A 16309-nucleotide genomic window follows, 5' to 3' on the forward strand; every position below is an offset into this window, starting at 1 on the left:
TACCCCCAAACCCACTTCCCCTACACCACGCACCTCCTAACCCACCCCCGCCCCCCCCCCCCCGCCGCCCCGCACCCCCGGCGGGCCCGCCGCGTCGCGGCTGCGGCCGGCCGCAGCCGCGACACGGTCACCCCGCCTCCTCGCGCACCGCCACGCCCACATGCACCCGGCCCGTCCACGCCGACGGCCCGCCCCCACCCACCTCCGCTCGATCGGAGCCACCGCATGTCACGACGGATACCCCTGCTGCTCAGCGCCGCCCTCGCGGCCGCCGTGCTGGGTGCCGCCCCCGCCGCCCACGCCGGGCCGCAGGCGCCCACCACCCCGGCCGCCGGCACCCCGGGCACCCAGCCCTACGCCTCGTACTGGTACCCCTCCACCATCCTCAACTGGGACCCGGCCACCGACCCGGACGCCCGCTTCAACCGCTCCCGCGTCCCGCTCCAGCCGCGCACCAGCGACCCCGCCCTCAAGGCCAACCCCAACGCCCGCACCGGTGAAGGGAAGATCGCCTCCCTGGTCTCCTTCGGGCCCACCTCCAACAACCCCTCCCAGGGCTCCGCCGACCCCAACTACTACGCCTTCGGCTACTGGCAGTACGTCGACAAGCTGGTCTTCTGGGGCGGCTCGGCCGGCGAGGGCCTGATCCTCGCCCCCAACCCGACCGTCATCGACGCCGCCCACCGCAACGGCGTCAAGGTCTACGGCACCGTCTTCTTCCCGCCCGCCGCCTACGGCGGCCAGCTCCAGTGGCTCCGCGACTTCGTCCAGAAGTCCGGCAACACGTACCCCGTCGCCGACAAACTCGCCCAGGCCGCCCAGTACTACGGCTTCGACGGCTGGTTCATCAACCAGGAGACCGGCGGCGGCGATTCGGCCCTCGCCACCGAAGTGCGCAACCTCATGCAGTACAGCAAGGCCAAGAGCGGCACCGAGTTCATGTGGTACGACGCCATGACCACCTCCGGCTCGGTCAACTGGCAGAACGCCCTCACCTCCGCCAACTCCCCGTTCCTCCAGGACGGTTCGAAGCGCACCTCGGACTCGATGTTCCTGAACTTCAACTGGAGCTCCGGCGGCCTGAACTCCTCCCGTGCGCTGGCCCGGCAACTCGGCCGCAGCGAGTACGACCTCTACTCCGGCATCGACACCGAGGCCAACGGCTACAACACCGGCGTCGACTGGAAGTCCCTCTTCCCGACCGGCCAGCCGCACACCACCTCGCTCGGCCTCTACCGGCCCGAATGGACCTGGAAGTCCGCCACCGACCGGGCCGACTTCTACGCCAAGGACGCCCGCTACTGGGTCGGCGCCGACAACGACCCGTCCAAGGCCAACCCCTCCGACAACTGGCCCGGCCTGGCCGGCTACGTCGCCGAGTCCTCGCCGATCACCGCCAAGCCCTTCGTCACCAACTTCAACACCGGGCAGGGGGACTTCTACAACTCCGCCGGCACCCGGGTCGCCACCGGCGGCTGGAACAACCTGTCCCTCCAGGACGTCCCGCCGACGTACCGGTGGATGGTCGACTCCAGCGGCAGCAAGCTCACCCCGTCCGTCGACTTCACCGACGCCTACCAGGGCGGCTCCTCGCTGCGCCTCACCGGCACCCTGGACGCCGCCAACACCGTGCGGCTGTACGAGACCAAACTGCCCGTCGCCGCGAACACCAAGCTGGACCTGGTGGTCAGGACCCCGGCCGCCGGGCCCACCAAGCTCAAGGCCGCGGTCTCCTTCACCGACGCGCCGAACAGCTTCACGACGATCGACGTCGGTGCCAACTCCGGTACCGGCTGGGAGCGGCACACCCTCGACCTCGCCCCGTACGCGGGCCGTACCATCGCCCAGCTCGCCCTCCGGGCCGACGGCTCCGACCCCGCCTACGACGTGCGGATCGGCCAGATCTCCGTCCACGACGGCGACGTGGGCGCCCCGGCGGCGCCCAGCGGCCTCACCGTCCTCGGCGCGAGCGACGTGACGGCGGGCTCCAGCCAGTCGCTGCGGCTCTCCTGGACGGCCGCGCCCGGCGGCGACGTCCACCACTACGAGGTGTACCGGCGCAACGCCGACGGCAGCCGGACCTTCCTCGGTGCGACCCCCAACGACGCGTACTACGTCGGGCGGCTCGACCGGGCCGGCACCGAGGACGCCACCACCCTCGACGTCGAGGCCGTCTCCACCACCTACGGCCGCTCCACCGCCGCCTCCACCACCGTCGGCTGGACGGGCACGCCGCCCGCGACCGGCGGCAACCTGGCGCTGAACCGCCCGGCCACCGCCTCCGGCCAGTGCAACGCCAACGAGGGCCCGGCCAAGGCCGTCAACGGCAGCGTCAACGGCGGCACCGGCGACAAGTGGTGCAGCCTGAACAGCTCCAAGTGGCTTGAGGTGGACCTCGGTTCGGCCAAGCAGCTGTCGAAGTTCGTGGTCAAGCACGCGGGCGCGGGCGGTGAGAGCGCGGCCTTCAACACCCGCGACTTCTCGATCCAGGTCCGCTCGAACACCACCGACCCCTGGACGACGGTCGCCGACGTCACCGGCAACACCGCGGGCACCACCACCCACCCGGTGACCACCACCGCCCGCTACGTCCGGCTGGTCGTCACCAAGCCCACCCAGAACACCGACCCGGCCACCCGCATCTACGAGTTCGAGGCCTGGGGCCAGTAACCGGGCACGTCAGCACCTCCCGCCGGGCGCGGCACCCAACCCCGCGCCCGGCCCCCGCACCTGCACCGAAAGGACCCTCCCCGTGCCGGTCACCATCACCGCCGTCGAGAACACCGACCTCTTCACCGGTCCCGAGGAAGCCCCGCGCCAACTGCTGCGGGTCACCCTCGACGGCCCGGCCGCCCGGATCACCGTCAGCGGTCCGGGCGTGCGCGGCGAGGCGACCGGCACGGGGCTGGTCGAAGTCCCGTTGGAGCTCACCGGCGCCCCCGAGCCGGGCACCGAACTCCCCGTCACCGTCGAGGCGGAGGGCGCCTCCGTGGACGCCCTGGTGGAGGTAGCCGAACCCGGCTGGACGATGTTCCTGGTCTCGCACTTCCACTACGACCCGGTCTGGTGGAACACCCAGGCCGCCTACACCTCCCCCTGGGAACTGCTCTCCGCCGACGCCACCACCCGGCCGCTCTGGGAGCGCAACGGCTTCGCGCTCGTCGACGCGCACATGGACCTCGCGCTGCGGGACCCGGTGTACAAGTTCGTCCTCGCCGAAGTCGACTACCTCAAGCCGTACTTCGACCAGCACCCCGAGCGCCGCGAGACCCTGCGCACGCTGCTGGAGCGCGGCCAGGTCGAACTCGTCGGCGGCACCTACAACGAGCCCAACACCAACCTGACCGGCGCCGAGACCACCATCCGCAACCTCGTCTACGGCATCGGCTACCAGCGCGACATCCTCGGCGGCGACCCGCAAACCGCCTGGCAGCTCGACGTGTTCGGGCACGACCCGCAGTTCCCCGGCCACCTCGCCGCGGCCGGCCTCACCGGCAGCGCCTGGGCCCGCGGCCCCTTCCACCAGTGGGGCCCGATCCAGAAGAACTTCCGCGAGGCCAAGGACGACGCCCGGGTGATGCAGTTCCCGAGCGAGTTCGAGTGGATCGCCCCCTCCGGCGAGGGCGTGCTCACCCACTACATGCCGCACCACTACTCGGCCGGCTGGTGGATGGACTCCTCCCCGGACCTCGCCACCGCCGAACAGGCCGTCTACGAGCTGTACCGCAAGCTCAAGCCCGTCGGCGCGACCAGGAACCTGCTGCTGCCCGTCGGCACCGACTACACCCCGCCCAACAAGTGGGTCACCGAGATCCACCGCTCCTGGGCCGCCAAGTACCTCTGGCCGCGCTTCGTCTGCGCCACCCCGCGCGACTTCCTCGACGCCGTCCGGGCCGAGCTCGCCGCCACCGGCCGCCGGCCCAGCCCGCAGACCCGCGACATGAACCCGGTCTACACCGGCAAGGACGTCTCGTACATCGACACCAAGCAGGCCCAGCGGGCCGGCGAGGTCGCGGCCGCCGACGCCGAGAAGCTCGCCACCCTCGCCGCCGTCCACGGCCTGGGGCAGTACCCCACCGCCGCCCTCGACAAGGTCTGGCGCCAACTCGCCTACGGCGCCCACCACGACGCCATCACCGGCTCCGAGTCCGACCAGGTCTACCTCGACCTGCTCGGCGGCTGGCGAGAGGCGCACGACCTCGCGGCCGCCGTCCGGGACCAGGCGCTGGACGCGCTGACCGCGCGGATCTCCACCGCCGGCGTCGGTCCGGAGGGGGCCGGCGGGTCGGCGGTGGCCGCCGGTTCGGCCGTGGTCGTCACCAACACGCTCTCCTTCGACCGGACCGACCTGGTCGTCGTCCAACTGCCCCCGCAGACCGGGGCGGTACGGGTGCTCGACGACCGGGGCGAGCCCGTGCCGAGCACCGTCGACCGGGGGGCCCTGCGCTTCCTCGCCGCCGACGTCCCCGCGCTCGGATGGCGCACCTGGCGGCTGGTGGAGGGCCCGGCGGCGGAGCCCTGGACGGCGGCCGAGGGGGTGGTGATCACCAACGACCGCTACCGGGTGAGCGCCGACCCCGTCCGTGGCGGCGGCCTGTCCTCCGTCCACGACCTCCTGCACGACCGGGAGTTGATCCAGGGCGGCCGGATCGGCAACGAACTGCGGGTCTACGAGGAGTACCCGCAGCACCCCGACTTCGGCGAGGGCCCCTGGCACCTGGTGCCCAGCGGACCGGTGCGCGGCTCCGGCACGGCCCCGGCCGACGTGCGCCGCGAGACCGGCCCGCTCGGCGAGCGGCTGGTGATCGGCGGCACCGTCGACGGGATCCGCTACGAGCAGACCGTCACCCTGTGGCGCGGCCTCGACCGGGTCGACTGCCGCACCCGGGTCGTCGACTACTCCGGCGCCGACCGGCTGCTGCGGCTGCGCTTCCCCGTCGACCTGCCCGGCGCGCTGCCGGTCAGCGAGGTCGCCGGCGCCGTCGTCGGGCGCGGCTTCGCCCTGCCCGACGTCGACTCCGCCGAGGCGCCGTGGACCTTGGACAACCCGGCCAACACCTGGTTCGGCCTCGGCGCCACCGCGCGCGCCGTGCTGTCTGATCCGGCCGGATCGCCGCTGGGGGAGCGGGCGTTGGGCGTCGCCGAGGTGGTCGTGCCGAGCCTGGACGACGCCGCCGACGCCCGCCCGCTGGTGGTCGCCCTCGCCCGGGTCGGCGTCACCGCCACCACCTCCGGCGCCGACTGGGCCCGGTACGGCTGGCTGGACGTCGACTCCAACCTGCCCGACTTCCGGATCGTCCTCGGCGGGCCGGAAGAGAACGACGCCGCCCGGGAGTTGATCGAGCGGGCCGGCGAGGAGTACGCGAGCGTCCTCAAGACGCACGGCGCGGTGTGGGTGCCCGCACTCACCCCGCTCGCCGAGGTCTGGCAGCCCGGCGCCGACCTGCGGGACCTGCGGGCGCTGCCCGCACTGGTCGTCACGGACGCCGCCGCGCTCGTCGCGGACCTCGCCGACGCCCGGATCGGAGCCGTCTGCCCGTCCGAGGTCGTGGACCAACTCGCCGACCACACCGTCGCGTTGCTCAGCTTCGGCCTGCCCGGCTTCGCGGTCGACACCACCGGAGCCCTGCACCTCTCCCTGATGCGCTCCTGCACCGGCTGGCCCTCCGGCGTCTGGATCGACCCGCCCCGGCGCACCCTGCCCGACGGCGCCTCCTTCCAACTCCAGCACTGGACCCACGAGTTCAGTTACGCACTGGTCGGCGGCCCGGGCGACTGGCGGAGCCAGACCCTGCCCGCCCAGGGCCAGGAGTTCAACCACCCGCTCTACGCCCGGATCGCGCCGCCGCAGGACGGCCCGCTGCCGGCCACCCTCTCCTGGCTGCGGATCGAGCCGCAGCGCGAAGTCCTGCTCGGCGCGCTCAAGCCCGCCGGCAACCCCATCGCGCACGGCTCGGCGGCGGCCGTCGGGCGCGAACTCGCCGTCCGGCTGGTCGAGTCGACCGGCCTCGGACGCACGGCGGAACTCGGCGGCGCACTCGGGCTGAGCCACCTGCGACCCGCCGACCTGCTGGAACGCCCCCTCGGCGAGGCCGTCGAACGCGTCGACCTCGCCGGCTCGCAGATCGCCACCCTGCTCGCCGCCCCGGGCGTCGCCGCCGAGCCCGGCGGCCCGGTCCTCGGCCCGGTCGCCGAACCCGCGCAGCCCGTCCACGCCCGCTACTGGCTGCACAACCGGGGCCCGGCGCCGCTCGGCTACCTGCCGGTCTCCGTCGGCGCCTCGCCCGGCCTGCTGCGGACGGACGGCGAGGCGGTCGAACTCTCCGTCGCCCTGTCCTCGCAACTGCGCGACGCGGCGGTCGAGGGCACGGCCGTCGTCCTGCCGCCCGAGGGCTGGCAGACCAGCCTCGGCAGCCGCCCCTACCGGCTGGAGCCCGGCGGCCACCTGCGCTTCCCGGTCACCCTCACCCCGCCCGCCGAAGTCCTGCCCGGCCTGCACTTCGCCGCCGTCCGGATCGTGCACGACGGCCAGGAGATCGAGGACGTCGTGACCATCGCCGTCGGCGACCTCCCCAACCTGCTGCCCGTCCCCGGCGACACCCCCGAGGACTGGACGATCGCCCAGGGCACCAAGGCCACCACCGGCCGCGACACCGGCCTGGACGTCGCCGTCTCCGAGGAGGCCCTGCGCGTCACCGTGGGCGGCCGCACCACCCTCGGCCTCACCCTCACCAACCGCACCCGCGGCGAGATCCGCGGCGAACTCCAACTCGTCTCCCCCTGGGGCACCTGGGACGCCATCGCCGACCCGGTCCGCGGCTTCACCGTCCCGGCCGGATCGTCCTCGACCGTGGCCTTCGAGATCGCCGCCCCCGAATCCACCGACCCCGGCGCGTACTGGGCGCTGGCCAAGGTCATGTGGTTCGGCCGCTGCCAGTACGCCCCGACCGTCGCCCTGGAGGTGGAGGCATGACCCTCGGTCTGCTCGACGGAAAGCCCCTCCCGCGCGCCGCCCTCGACCACCGCCTCGCCGCCCTCCGCACCGGCCTGCGCTCCACTGCCCTGCCCCAGCCCGGCAGTTCGGAGGACCGCCAGCTCAGCCGCTGGGTCGCCCAGGTGCTGCTGACCGAGGCGCTGTGCGAGGCGGTCGCCACCGAGCGCGCCCTGCCCGTACGGTCCACCGGCCCGGCCCGCCTGGATCAGCAGGCCGCCGTCGAACTCGGCTCCATCACCGCCGCCGCCTACGAGGGCAGCCCAGCCGTCCGGGCCGTCTACGCGGCGGTCACCGCCGACGTCGAACCCTCCGCCGCCGACGTCGCCCACTACCGCACCCTGACCACCCGCGCGCCGTCGGCCGTCTGGCACCTGGCCCTGCCCGACGGCGAACTCGACGCCGACCCCGACACCCTCCCGGCCGCCCTCGCCGAAGCCCTCCGCGAGGCTCCGCCCGGCACCTGGGTCACCGCCGGCCCCTGGAGGGCCGCACTCCGCTCCGTGCACACCGTCACCGAGGAGCACGACCCCACCGCCGACCTCACCGAGGCCGCCCGCCGCGCCGCCTTCGTCCGCTGGCTCGACCACGAGCGCGCCCGACGCCTCACCCTCGTCGAGGGATTGGAACACCCCGGCGACCCGGCCCAACCCGACAACCACCACCGCCACTGAGACGTCACCGCTGCCGACCTCGCCGGGATCACCAGCGAGGTCGGCAGCGGGACGGGCGGTCAGACGATCTTGCAGGGCGCGTACGCGGCGCCCAGCTGAACGGCCGCGCCCAGGCGGTGGTTCCCGTCCTGGATGCTGATGCCGCCCCCGTCGACCCGGATCTTGATCGGTTCGAGCGCGGCGCTGTTCTTCATGCCGGTGACGGCGGCGCTGAGCCGCTTCTCGTCGAGCCCGCCCGCCACCGTCTGCGCACGACCGCTGGCCTGCCGCAGCAACGCGACGCTCACTTCGACCAGTTGGCCGGTACGCACGCCCTGCGCGGCGAAGTCCTGCAACTGGTCGATCTGCGCGCCCTGGAAGGTCCCGGCGCCGGCCCGGACGTGGTAGCTGGAGTCCCGCTGCCGGTTGACGTGGCCGCTCAGGTCCGCCTGGGCCTGCTCGGGGCCGATCTCCATGTTGACGAGCTTGTAGTAGGTCTCCAGGTCGTCGTCGGCCTTGATGTACCCGTAGCTGCCGTCCTCGTCGAAGATCACGCGTTCCTCGGTGCCCGCGAGCTGGTAGATCTTCTCGTAGTGCTCGTCGGTCAGCTTCTGGTCCAGGATGAGCCGCAAGCCCGGATAGTCGGCGTCGACGTGGGTGTGGTCGCCCTCCTCCTCGGCGGGCTTCGCCGTGGGGCGCCGCTGCACCGAGGGCTCGCCGGCCTGCGTGCCGTGCGCGTGGGCCGCGTGCTCCGCTTCGGACTCCCGGGCGAGCGGCTGGGACAGCACCCGGGAGGCGTTCGCCTCGGCCTCGCGCTCGAAGCGGTCCGAGGGGTCGCTGACCCGTAGCCCGCTCCCGTTGTCGGTGCCCGCGACGGGGCCGCTGCGCTGCTGGATGACGTGGGTCAACTCGTGCGCGAGCGTGTGCTTGTCGCCCCCTCCGGCGCCGAGCACGATGTGGCTGCCCGAGGTGTACGCGCGGGCGCCGATCCCGGCGGCCGACTCCCGGGCGGTCGCACCCGTGTGCAGCCGGACATCGGAGAAGTCCGCGCCGAGCCGGGTCTCCATCTCGGCCCGGATCCCGTCGGCCATCGGCGTGCCGGGGCTCCGCAGCACCTCGTGGACGGCCGAGCGCTGCACGTCGGCCACGGCGTGCTGTTCCTGCTCCAGCATCCGGCTCACCGTGGCGTTACCCACGGCCCGCTGCATGGCGGTGAGCGCCGCCGGCGTCACGACCCCGGCACCGGACGGGCGCCGCACAGGAGTCATCGGCCGACTGCTACGGCCCGGTCGTCGGTCGGCGGCAAACGCACTACCGGAGTCATGGGCACGCACAGGAAAGGCCCCTTCGTGGGATCGGCGACAGTCCCTCCCAGTCTGTTCGACCCCGCACCTCCGGCGGAAGGTACGCCAGGGCAACGTCCGATGTCCCCCGGGGCCACCTCCCCCGTCAGCCCGCCGAGCTGGGTGCTCGGCGGGCCGGGTTCACGACGTGGTGTGCGACGGATCGCGGCGATGGGATGTGTCGGGGCAGCTCAGGGCAGCAGCGAGACCTGGTAGTGGGCGATGGACCAGCCGTCGTCGGAGCGCCGCAGCAGGACGCCGAGGTTGACGGTGAGGGTGGGGCGGTCGGGGAAGGCGAAGTCGACGCTGTGGTAGCCGAGGAGGAGGGTCGGGGTGAGCCGCCGGGACTCCAGGATGCGGTAGTCGGCCGTCATGCCGGGGGGCTGGGAGGCGTAGTAGGCACTGATGCCGGCCCGCCCGACGGTGTACGGGTGGAGGCCCTGGAAGATCGCGTCCTCGGTGAAGCAGTCGGCTGCCTGCTCGGGTTGGTGGGCGTCGACGGCGGCCTTCCAACGGTTGAGGACGCCGCGCAGCACGGCTTCGTCGCTCATCGGGCGCCTCCCGTGCCGGGGTCGTTGGGGTGCGGGGAGAGCGGGGTGACGGTGTCCTGGCGCCATACCCGCAGGGGCATGGAGGCGAGCGCCTGTTCCAGCCGCGTCTCGTCGGGGGCGCTGAACAGACCCCAGGTGCGCCATTCGCCGGGCGCGAGCGGCGGGCGCCAGAGCCGCAACAGGGCGCCCTGGGCGGCGAGTTCGTGCGACCGCCGGGCCTCGCGGGCCCGGATGTCGGCGACCGCGTCCTCGGTGGTTCCGTCCGGGACGGTGGTCACCATGTCGACCAGGAATTCCATCGGTGTCCTCTCGTACGGGGCTTACCGGAGTATCGAGGGACGGCGCGGTCGCCAGTGCGGAGGCACGCCGGTCACGGCCGGGCGTCGTGGCCGGCGCGCAGACTGAGGACGGAGCCGGCCAGGAGCAGGCCGACCAGGGTCAGCAGCGGGGCCGTCCAGGAGCCGGTGGCGGTGTGGAGGGCGGCGGTGAGGGCGGGGCCGGTGGCGGCGAGGAGGTAGCCGCAGGTCTGGGCCATGGTGGAGAGCGCGGCGACGTGGTCGTGGTCGGTGCCCCGGCGGGCGAAGAGCACGGCGGCCAGGGCCTGGCCGCCGCCCATGCCGATGCCGAGGATGCCGGCCCAGAGCGGAGCGCCGGTGGCGGGGGCGAGCACGACGCCGAGCAGGCCGAGGACGCAGACGGCCACCACGGCGAGCAGGTGCGGCCGCTGGTCGGCGCGGGCGGCGGCGAGGACGGGCGCGAGAAAGCCGCCGACGGCGAGGCCGAGGATGAGGACGGCCTGGTCGGTGCCGGCGGCGGTGCGGCTGAGGCCCGCGTCGACCAGGATCGAGGGCAGCCAGGCGAGGGTGGCGTAGAAGACCAGGGTCTGGATGCCGAAGAAGGCGGTCAGGCTCCAGGCGAGCGCGGTGCGGCCGACGGGCCGGCGGTGCACCGGCACGGCGGCGGCCGGTATCCGCCGTTCCACCCGCAGCTGCGGCGCCATGCCCGCCGCCGCGAGGACGGCCGGGAGGACGGCGAGGCCGATCGCGGCCTGCCAGGACCACGCGTCGGCGACCGGCGCGACCAGGGCGGCGACCACGGCCGACCCGGCGCCCATCGCGAGGGCGTAGACGCCCATCATGGTGCCGATCCGCCGGGGCGCGAAGCGGGCCCGGACGAACACCGGGATCAGTACGTTGACGACCGCCACCGCGATGCCCACCAGCACCGTCCCCGCGTAGAGCCCGGGCAGGCCCGCCGTGCGCAGCAGCGCCCCGGCGACGAGCAGCACGCTCGCCCAGAACAGCCCGCGCTCCTCGCCGATCCGCCGCCGGGCGAGGGCGCCGAGCGGCGCGAACAGGCCCATGCACAGCGGGGGCAGCAGCCCGAGCACGGTGACGGTGCCCTGGCCCCAGCCGGCGACCGGCGCGAGCGGTCCGACCTGTCCGAACGCGACTCGGGTGTTGAGGCTGAGCAGGACGAAGCCGACGACGAGCAGCGCGCCGGAGGCGGGGGCGGCACGGCCGGGTGAGGTCCGGCTGGGGGCGGAGGCGGTGCTGAGCGGCATGAGTGGCGAACCCTTCGCTGCGGCAGGAAGTTAGGCTTGCCTGAGCTTTCACGCTCAAGTGCGCTTGAGTGCAACCCGCCGGCCGTGAAGGAGACGACGCGTGGAGCAGCTCTACTCGATCACCGAGGTCGCGAAGGCCTTCGGCCTCTCCGTCCCCGCCCTGCGCTACTACGAGGACTGCGGCCTGATCACCCCCGCCGCCCGCCGCGGCCGGGTGCGCCAGTACGACCGGGCGGCCCTGGAACGCCTCGCCCTGGTCCAGCTCTGGCACGTGGACGGCATGATCCCGCTCGCCGGGACGGCCGCCGTGATGGCCAGCGAGCAGGCGGCGGAGCGGAAGGCGCTGCTGGCGGCGCAGCGGGACGAGATGACGGCCCGCGCCCGCCGTCTGGAGCGCGCCGCGGCCGTCCTGACCCACATGCTCGACTGCCACCGCGACCGCCCACTGGACTGCCCGGTCACCCACGCGCACATCGACGCCCGCGTCGACGCCGCCCTCGCCGGCGAGGAACTGGCCGACGACTTCCTCCCGCCGGCGACCGGGACCGCGACCGGGATCGGTCAGCCCAGCACCGCCGGCGTCGGCCCGTCGGGTCGCACGGTGATGCTGTAGGCGGAGCCGGTCGGGACGGAGCGGAACCGCACGGTGTGGGCGGGCAGCAGGAGTTCGAGCAGCGCGGTGGTCTCGCGGACGGCGAACTGGGTGCCGAGACAGGCGCGGGCGCCGAGGCCGAAGGGGAGGTACGCGCCGAGCTGGGCGGGGCGGGCGCCCGTGGCGGTGAAGCGGGCGGGGTCGAAGCGTTCGGGGTCGGGCCACAGGGCCGGGTCGCGGTGGGTGAGGTAGGGGCAGACCAGGACGTCGGTGCCGGCGGCGATGCGGTGGCCGTCGATCACGTCGTCCTCGACGGCGTGCCGGGGGAGCAGCCAGGCCGGGGGGTAGAGCCGCAGGGCCTCGCTGACCAGGGCCTGCGGGTCCGCGCCGCGCGCCTCGGGGTGGCGGTCGAGGAGGAGGAAGAGCCAGGTCAGGGTGGTGGCGGTGGTCTCGTGCCCGGCGACGAGCAGGGTGACGAGTTCGTCGCGGATCAACCGGTCGGTGTACTCGGGGTGTTGGGCCGCGGCGTCGAGCAGGGCCCGCAGCACGCCGGGCTCCTCGGCGTCGGTCGCCGAGCGCGCCGCGTCGATGGCGGCCAGCGCGACGGCGTCGATCCGGGCGAGGTCGGCGGCGACGGCGTCCCGGGCGTCCCCGGCGTCCGTGGGCAGGGTCGGCATGGCCGCCACCACCCTTTCCACGGAGCGGAGTTCATGGTCGGTGCGGTCGTCCAGCGGCAGCCCGGTGAGGGCCCGCCAGACGGTGTCGAGGGCGAATCCGCGCATCTCCTCGCCGAGGTCGAAGGTCTCGCCGCTGCGCGCGTACCCCTCCCAGCGGTCGGCCGTCCGGCGGGCGGCGGCGGCGATCCGCTGCTCGTAGCGGCGCATCCCGGTGCCGGTGAACTGGGACTGCAGCAGCCGCCGTTGGCGCTTCCAGGCGTCCCCGGTGGCGGAGAGCACGCCGTCGCCGACCAGCATCCGCGCGCGGTGCGAGCGCTTGACGTAGCGGTCGGGGTGGCGGCCGAGCACGTGCTGCACGGCGGCCGGGTCGGTGACCAGCACGGTGGGCGTGGGGCCGAGCCGGAAGGCGGCGATGCCGCCGATGCCCCGCTGCGCCCGGGCGAGCAGGTCGACGAGGTCGGCCTCCTCGCCGCGCCACTGCTCGACGGCCTCGGCGGCCAGCTCCGGTACGGGGCGGGTGTCGGTGGTCACCAGGAGTCTCCTCGGGGGTCGGCCGTCGTGGGCGGGCGGCCCGCCCCGCAGCCGACTGTACGTCAGCCGAGTGGCGGTCCGGTTACGCCCGGTGACCCGGGGGTGCGCCCGGCACACGGCTGCGCCGCGATCCGTCCCCCTCGACGGACCGCGGCGCAGCGGCTTACGGGGTGTCAGGCGGGTGCCCTGCGGGTCACACGGCCTGCCACAGGGCGGGGACGATCGGCGGCTCCCAGCCGACCTGGGCGGTGTGACCCTGGAGGCAGCGGTAGCTGACCCCGTTGTAGGTCACGACGTCGCCCGCCTGGTAGGTGGTGCCGGGCGTCCAGGTGCCGCCGGGGTTGGTCGGGCCGTTGCCCACGACCAGCGAGAAGCTGGTGCTGTGGGTGGCGGAGCCGGTGCCGGTGAGCGTGATGCTGTAGGTGCCGGCCGCCGTGTTCGCGGCGGTCGCGATGGTCAGCGAGGCCGAGGCGCCGGACTGCACCGAGGACGGGCTGAAGGAGACCGTGACGCCCGCCGGGGCGCCGGAGGCGGTCAGGTTGACCGTCTGGGCGGAGCCGGAGGTGGTGGCGGTGGAGACCGTCGCGGTGGCCGAGTCGCCGGGGTTGACGGTGGCGGTGGCCGGGTTCACCGCGAGGGAGAAGTCGTTGGCGGGGGTGGTGCCGCCGACAGAGGTCTTCCAGATGGTGTAGGCCACGCCGTCGGCGCTGCGGTTCAGCGCGGTCGGGTCGATGTTGCTGGTGGTGTCGCAGGACTGGTGGTAGCAGGAGTCGTACGAACGGCCCGCGCTGCCGCCCCACTTGGTCGCCTGGCCGGAGGTCTTGACGGCGTCGGCGCCGGCCGCGTAGCCGGAGGTGGGGATGCCGGCCTGCTGGAAGGAGTAGTCGTCCGAGCGGCCCTGGCCCTCGACGTTCTCCTCCGGCTGGAGGTTGAGGGAGTCCCAGTAGGCCTTCATCGGCGCGGCGGCGGCGGAGGTGATGTTGTTGATGAAGTAGCCGGCGTTGGGCGATCCGACCATGTCGAAGTTGTAGTAGGACTTGATCGCGGAGCGCTGGGTGGAGCTGAGCTGGCCGACGTAGGACTGCGAGCCCTGGAGGCCCTGCTCCTCACCGGTCCACCAGGCGAACCGGACGTGCCGGGTCAGGGTGGGGTTCTGCTGGGCGAGGACGAGGGCGTTCTCCAGCAGGGTGGCCGAGCCGGAGCCGTTGTCGTTGATGCCGGGGCCGGCCGAGACGCTGTCCAGGTGGGCGCCGAACATGGTGACCTGGTCGGCGGGGCCGCCGGGCCAGTCGGCGATCAGGTTGTTGGACTGGTAGGTGCAGGAGGTGCAGGTCTGCTCGGTCACGGTGTAGCCGGCGGCCTGCAGCTTGCCCTTGATGTACGCCACGGACTGGCTGTGCCCGGCGCTGCCGGCCCGGCGGTTGCCGCCGTTCTGGCTGGCGATGGTGTTCAGCTGGGTCAGGTGGGCCTGGACCTTGGCGACGTCGATGTCGGGCGCGGGCCCGCCGGGGGTGCCCCCGCCGCCGACGGTCAGGGTGTACTGGGCGGTGTGGGTGGCCGCGCCGGCGGTGCCGGTGACGGTGATCACGTACGTCCCGGCCGGGGCGCCCGAGGAGGCCGACAGGGTCAGCGTCGCGGACGAACCCGTCTGCACGGAGGAGGGGTTGAGCGTCGCGGTGACCCCGGTCGGGGCGCCCGAGGCGGTCAGGTTGACGGTCTGCGCGGTGCCCGAGGTGACGGCGGTGGAGACCGTAGCCGTGGTCGAGGCGCCGGGCTGGACCGAGCCGGAGGCCGGGCCGAGCGCGAGCGAGAAGTCGTTGTTGCCGGACGGGGTGCAGGTCGGGTCGCCGCTCTGCGCGGGCACGCTGATCGCGTCCCAGGCGGCCTTGGTCCGGTTGAAGTAGTTGCAGGTCGGGTCGAGGTTCTTGGCGGCGGTCAGGGTGGTGGTGCGGTACCGCTTGTAGGTCATGCCGCTGGTCTTGAGCAGCATGCCGCCGTAGAAGACCTGGCCGGCCTGCTTGACGCCGATGCCGGTGACCGAGGAGTTGTTGCAGGTGGGGCTGGACGGCTTGCCGCCGCCCGGGTTGGAGCCCATCGACAGGAGGTAGAACCAGTGGTTCAGCGGGCCGGCCGCCGCGTGCACCTCGGTGCTGGGGATGGAGGAGGAGTAGCAGTTCGGGTCGTTGTTGACCAGTGAGGGCTGGTAGAGGTTGCGGATCGGCCCCTGGCCGACCAGGTTGACCTGCCGGCCGACCTGGTAGTCGGGGTAGTCGTAGGGCGCGGGCTGGTTGGCGTACTCCTTGGTGAGCGCGCCGAAGATGTCGCCGGTGCCCTCGCCCAGGCCGTTCTCGTTGTTGGCGCCGCCGGGGGTGTACTGGTCGATGCCGTGGCCGAACTCGTGGCCGACGACGTCCTGGGCGGCGATCCACTCGTTGTTCTGGTTGTGGCCGATGGAGACGGAGCTGCCGTCCCAGTAGGCGTTGACGTCGTTGAGGCCGACCTTGACCGGCCAGCTGCCGCCGTTGCCGTTGTGGCCGTTGCGACCGAGCCAGTCGCGGAGCATGTCCCATTCCTTCTGGGCCGCCCACATGGCGTCGGCGCAACCGGTCTCCTTGCTGGAGGGGTTGCCGGTGCCCCAGGAGTCCGAGGACTTGCTGAACACCTGGCCGCTGCTGTAGTCGGAACAGGTCAGGCCGGGCCGGTTCGGGTCGCGCAGCGAGTACGAGCCGCCGGAGTTGGTGGTGCTGATGGTCAGCGGGCCGGGGCCGTTCCACTTGCTGTTGATGGTGCCGGCGCGGACATCGTCGTAGCTGTCGATCACCTCGCCGCTGGCGGCGTCCACGAAGACGTGCAACGTGCTCGGCGCGCTCTCGGTACGGCCCTTGAGGACGGTCTCCCAGGCGAGCCGGCTCGCACCGTCCTTGACCCGGACGACCAGGCGGCGCTCGGCCACCGAGTCCACCGCGGCCAGCTTGGTGCGCGCGGTCTTCTCCGCGTTCGCCGCGCTGACCTGCGGGGTTATCGAGCCGCCGACCGGCCCGGTGGCGGCCGACTGGAGGCCGCGGACCTTGCCCTGGCCGTCGGCGAGCACCACGGCGTCGCCACCGACCACCGGCAGGCCGCGGTAGCTGCGGTCGTACGCGACGGAGTAGAGGCCGCCGAGCCAGGGGGTGACGGCCCGGCGCTCGTAGGTCTCGCCGGGGCCCTTGGCCAGTGCGTCCAGGCCGGCGGCCGCAGCCGCGTCGGCGGCGTTGACGGCTGCCGCGAGGGCGCTGGGTGGTGCGGGAGAGGGGGTGGGCGCGGCGGTGGCCGGCCCGGCCGTGGCGGCGATCATGCCGGCCAGCACGGTCAGGGTGGTCGCCGCGGTCAGCAACCGTCCTGTGGAAACTCTGCGTTGCATCGAGGCT

Annotated in this window: 10 protein-coding genes; 4 read left to right on the plus strand and 6 right to left on the minus strand. The window is 73.5% G+C overall.

Annotation, left to right across the window (positions count from 1 at the left end; translation table 11 throughout):
- The first annotated feature begins 225 nt into the window (after positions 1-225).
- The 3 genes from AB0O19_RS32265 (at position 226) to AB0O19_RS32275 (ending at position 7665) form a co-directional block, all read left to right on the plus strand.
- Positions 226-2670, plus strand: coding sequence for a discoidin domain-containing protein (locus AB0O19_RS32265; RefSeq protein WP_363624670.1), 2445 nt, complete (start codon positions 226-228; stop codon positions 2668-2670).
- Between the two features lie 82 nt (positions 2671-2752).
- The gene (locus AB0O19_RS32270) at positions 2753-6973 is read left to right on the plus strand and encodes an NEW3 domain-containing protein (protein WP_363624672.1); all 4221 of its coding nucleotides are present in this window, start codon (positions 2753-2755) and stop codon (positions 6971-6973) included.
- Positions 6970-7665: a hypothetical protein gene (locus tag AB0O19_RS32275; protein ID WP_363624674.1), complete on the plus strand. Its 696-nt coding sequence runs from the start codon at positions 6970-6972 to the stop codon at positions 7663-7665. Before AB0O19_RS32270 ends, AB0O19_RS32275 begins: the two co-directional genes overlap by 4 nt.
- A gap of 59 nt (positions 7666-7724) precedes the next feature.
- On the opposite strand, the gene AB0O19_RS32280 is transcribed toward AB0O19_RS32275, so the two are convergent.
- The 4 genes from AB0O19_RS32280 to AB0O19_RS32295 all read right to left on the minus strand — a co-directional run bounded on the left by AB0O19_RS32280 (position 7725) and on the right by AB0O19_RS32295 (position 11102).
- The gene (locus AB0O19_RS32280) at positions 7725-8912 is read right to left on the minus strand and encodes a DUF4157 domain-containing protein (protein WP_363624676.1); all 1188 of its coding nucleotides are present in this window, start codon (positions 8910-8912) and stop codon (positions 7725-7727) included.
- Positions 8913-9178: 266 nt separating this feature from the next.
- Positions 9179-9538 (minus strand): nuclear transport factor 2 family protein, encoded by a 360-nt coding sequence (locus AB0O19_RS32285; RefSeq protein WP_363624678.1) that lies wholly within the window; start codon positions 9536-9538, stop codon positions 9179-9181.
- Positions 9535-9837, minus strand: a complete 303-nt coding sequence (locus AB0O19_RS32290; RefSeq protein WP_363624680.1) for a muconolactone Delta-isomerase family protein — start codon at positions 9835-9837, stop codon at positions 9535-9537. Before AB0O19_RS32290 ends, AB0O19_RS32285 begins: the two co-directional genes overlap by 4 nt.
- A 71-nt stretch (positions 9838-9908) precedes the next feature.
- Positions 9909-11102: an MFS transporter gene (locus AB0O19_RS32295; RefSeq protein WP_363624682.1), complete on the minus strand. Its 1194-nt coding sequence runs from the start codon at positions 11100-11102 to the stop codon at positions 9909-9911.
- Positions 11103-11202: 100 nt separating this feature from the next.
- Here AB0O19_RS32295 and AB0O19_RS32300 point away from each other — a divergent pair, with 100 nt between their 5' ends.
- Complete coding sequence (locus AB0O19_RS32300) at positions 11203-11715, plus strand: MerR family transcriptional regulator (RefSeq protein ID WP_363624684.1); 513 nt, start codon at positions 11203-11205, stop codon at positions 11713-11715.
- Here the strand turns inward: AB0O19_RS32300 and AB0O19_RS32305 are convergent.
- Positions 11664-12902 (minus strand): cytochrome P450, encoded by a 1239-nt coding sequence (locus AB0O19_RS32305; protein WP_363624686.1) that lies wholly within the window; start codon positions 12900-12902, stop codon positions 11664-11666. The genes AB0O19_RS32300 and AB0O19_RS32305 overlap by 52 nt on opposite strands.
- Before the next feature lie 193 nt (positions 12903-13095).
- The gene (locus AB0O19_RS32310) at positions 13096-16236 is read right to left on the minus strand and encodes a M28 family peptidase (RefSeq protein ID WP_363624753.1); all 3141 of its coding nucleotides are present in this window, start codon (positions 16234-16236) and stop codon (positions 13096-13098) included.
- Positions 16237-16309 lie beyond the last annotated feature (73 nt).

It is taken from the genome of Kitasatospora sp. NPDC091276 (assembly GCF_040684355.1).
GTDB lineage: Bacteria > Actinomycetota > Actinomycetes > Streptomycetales > Streptomycetaceae > Kitasatospora.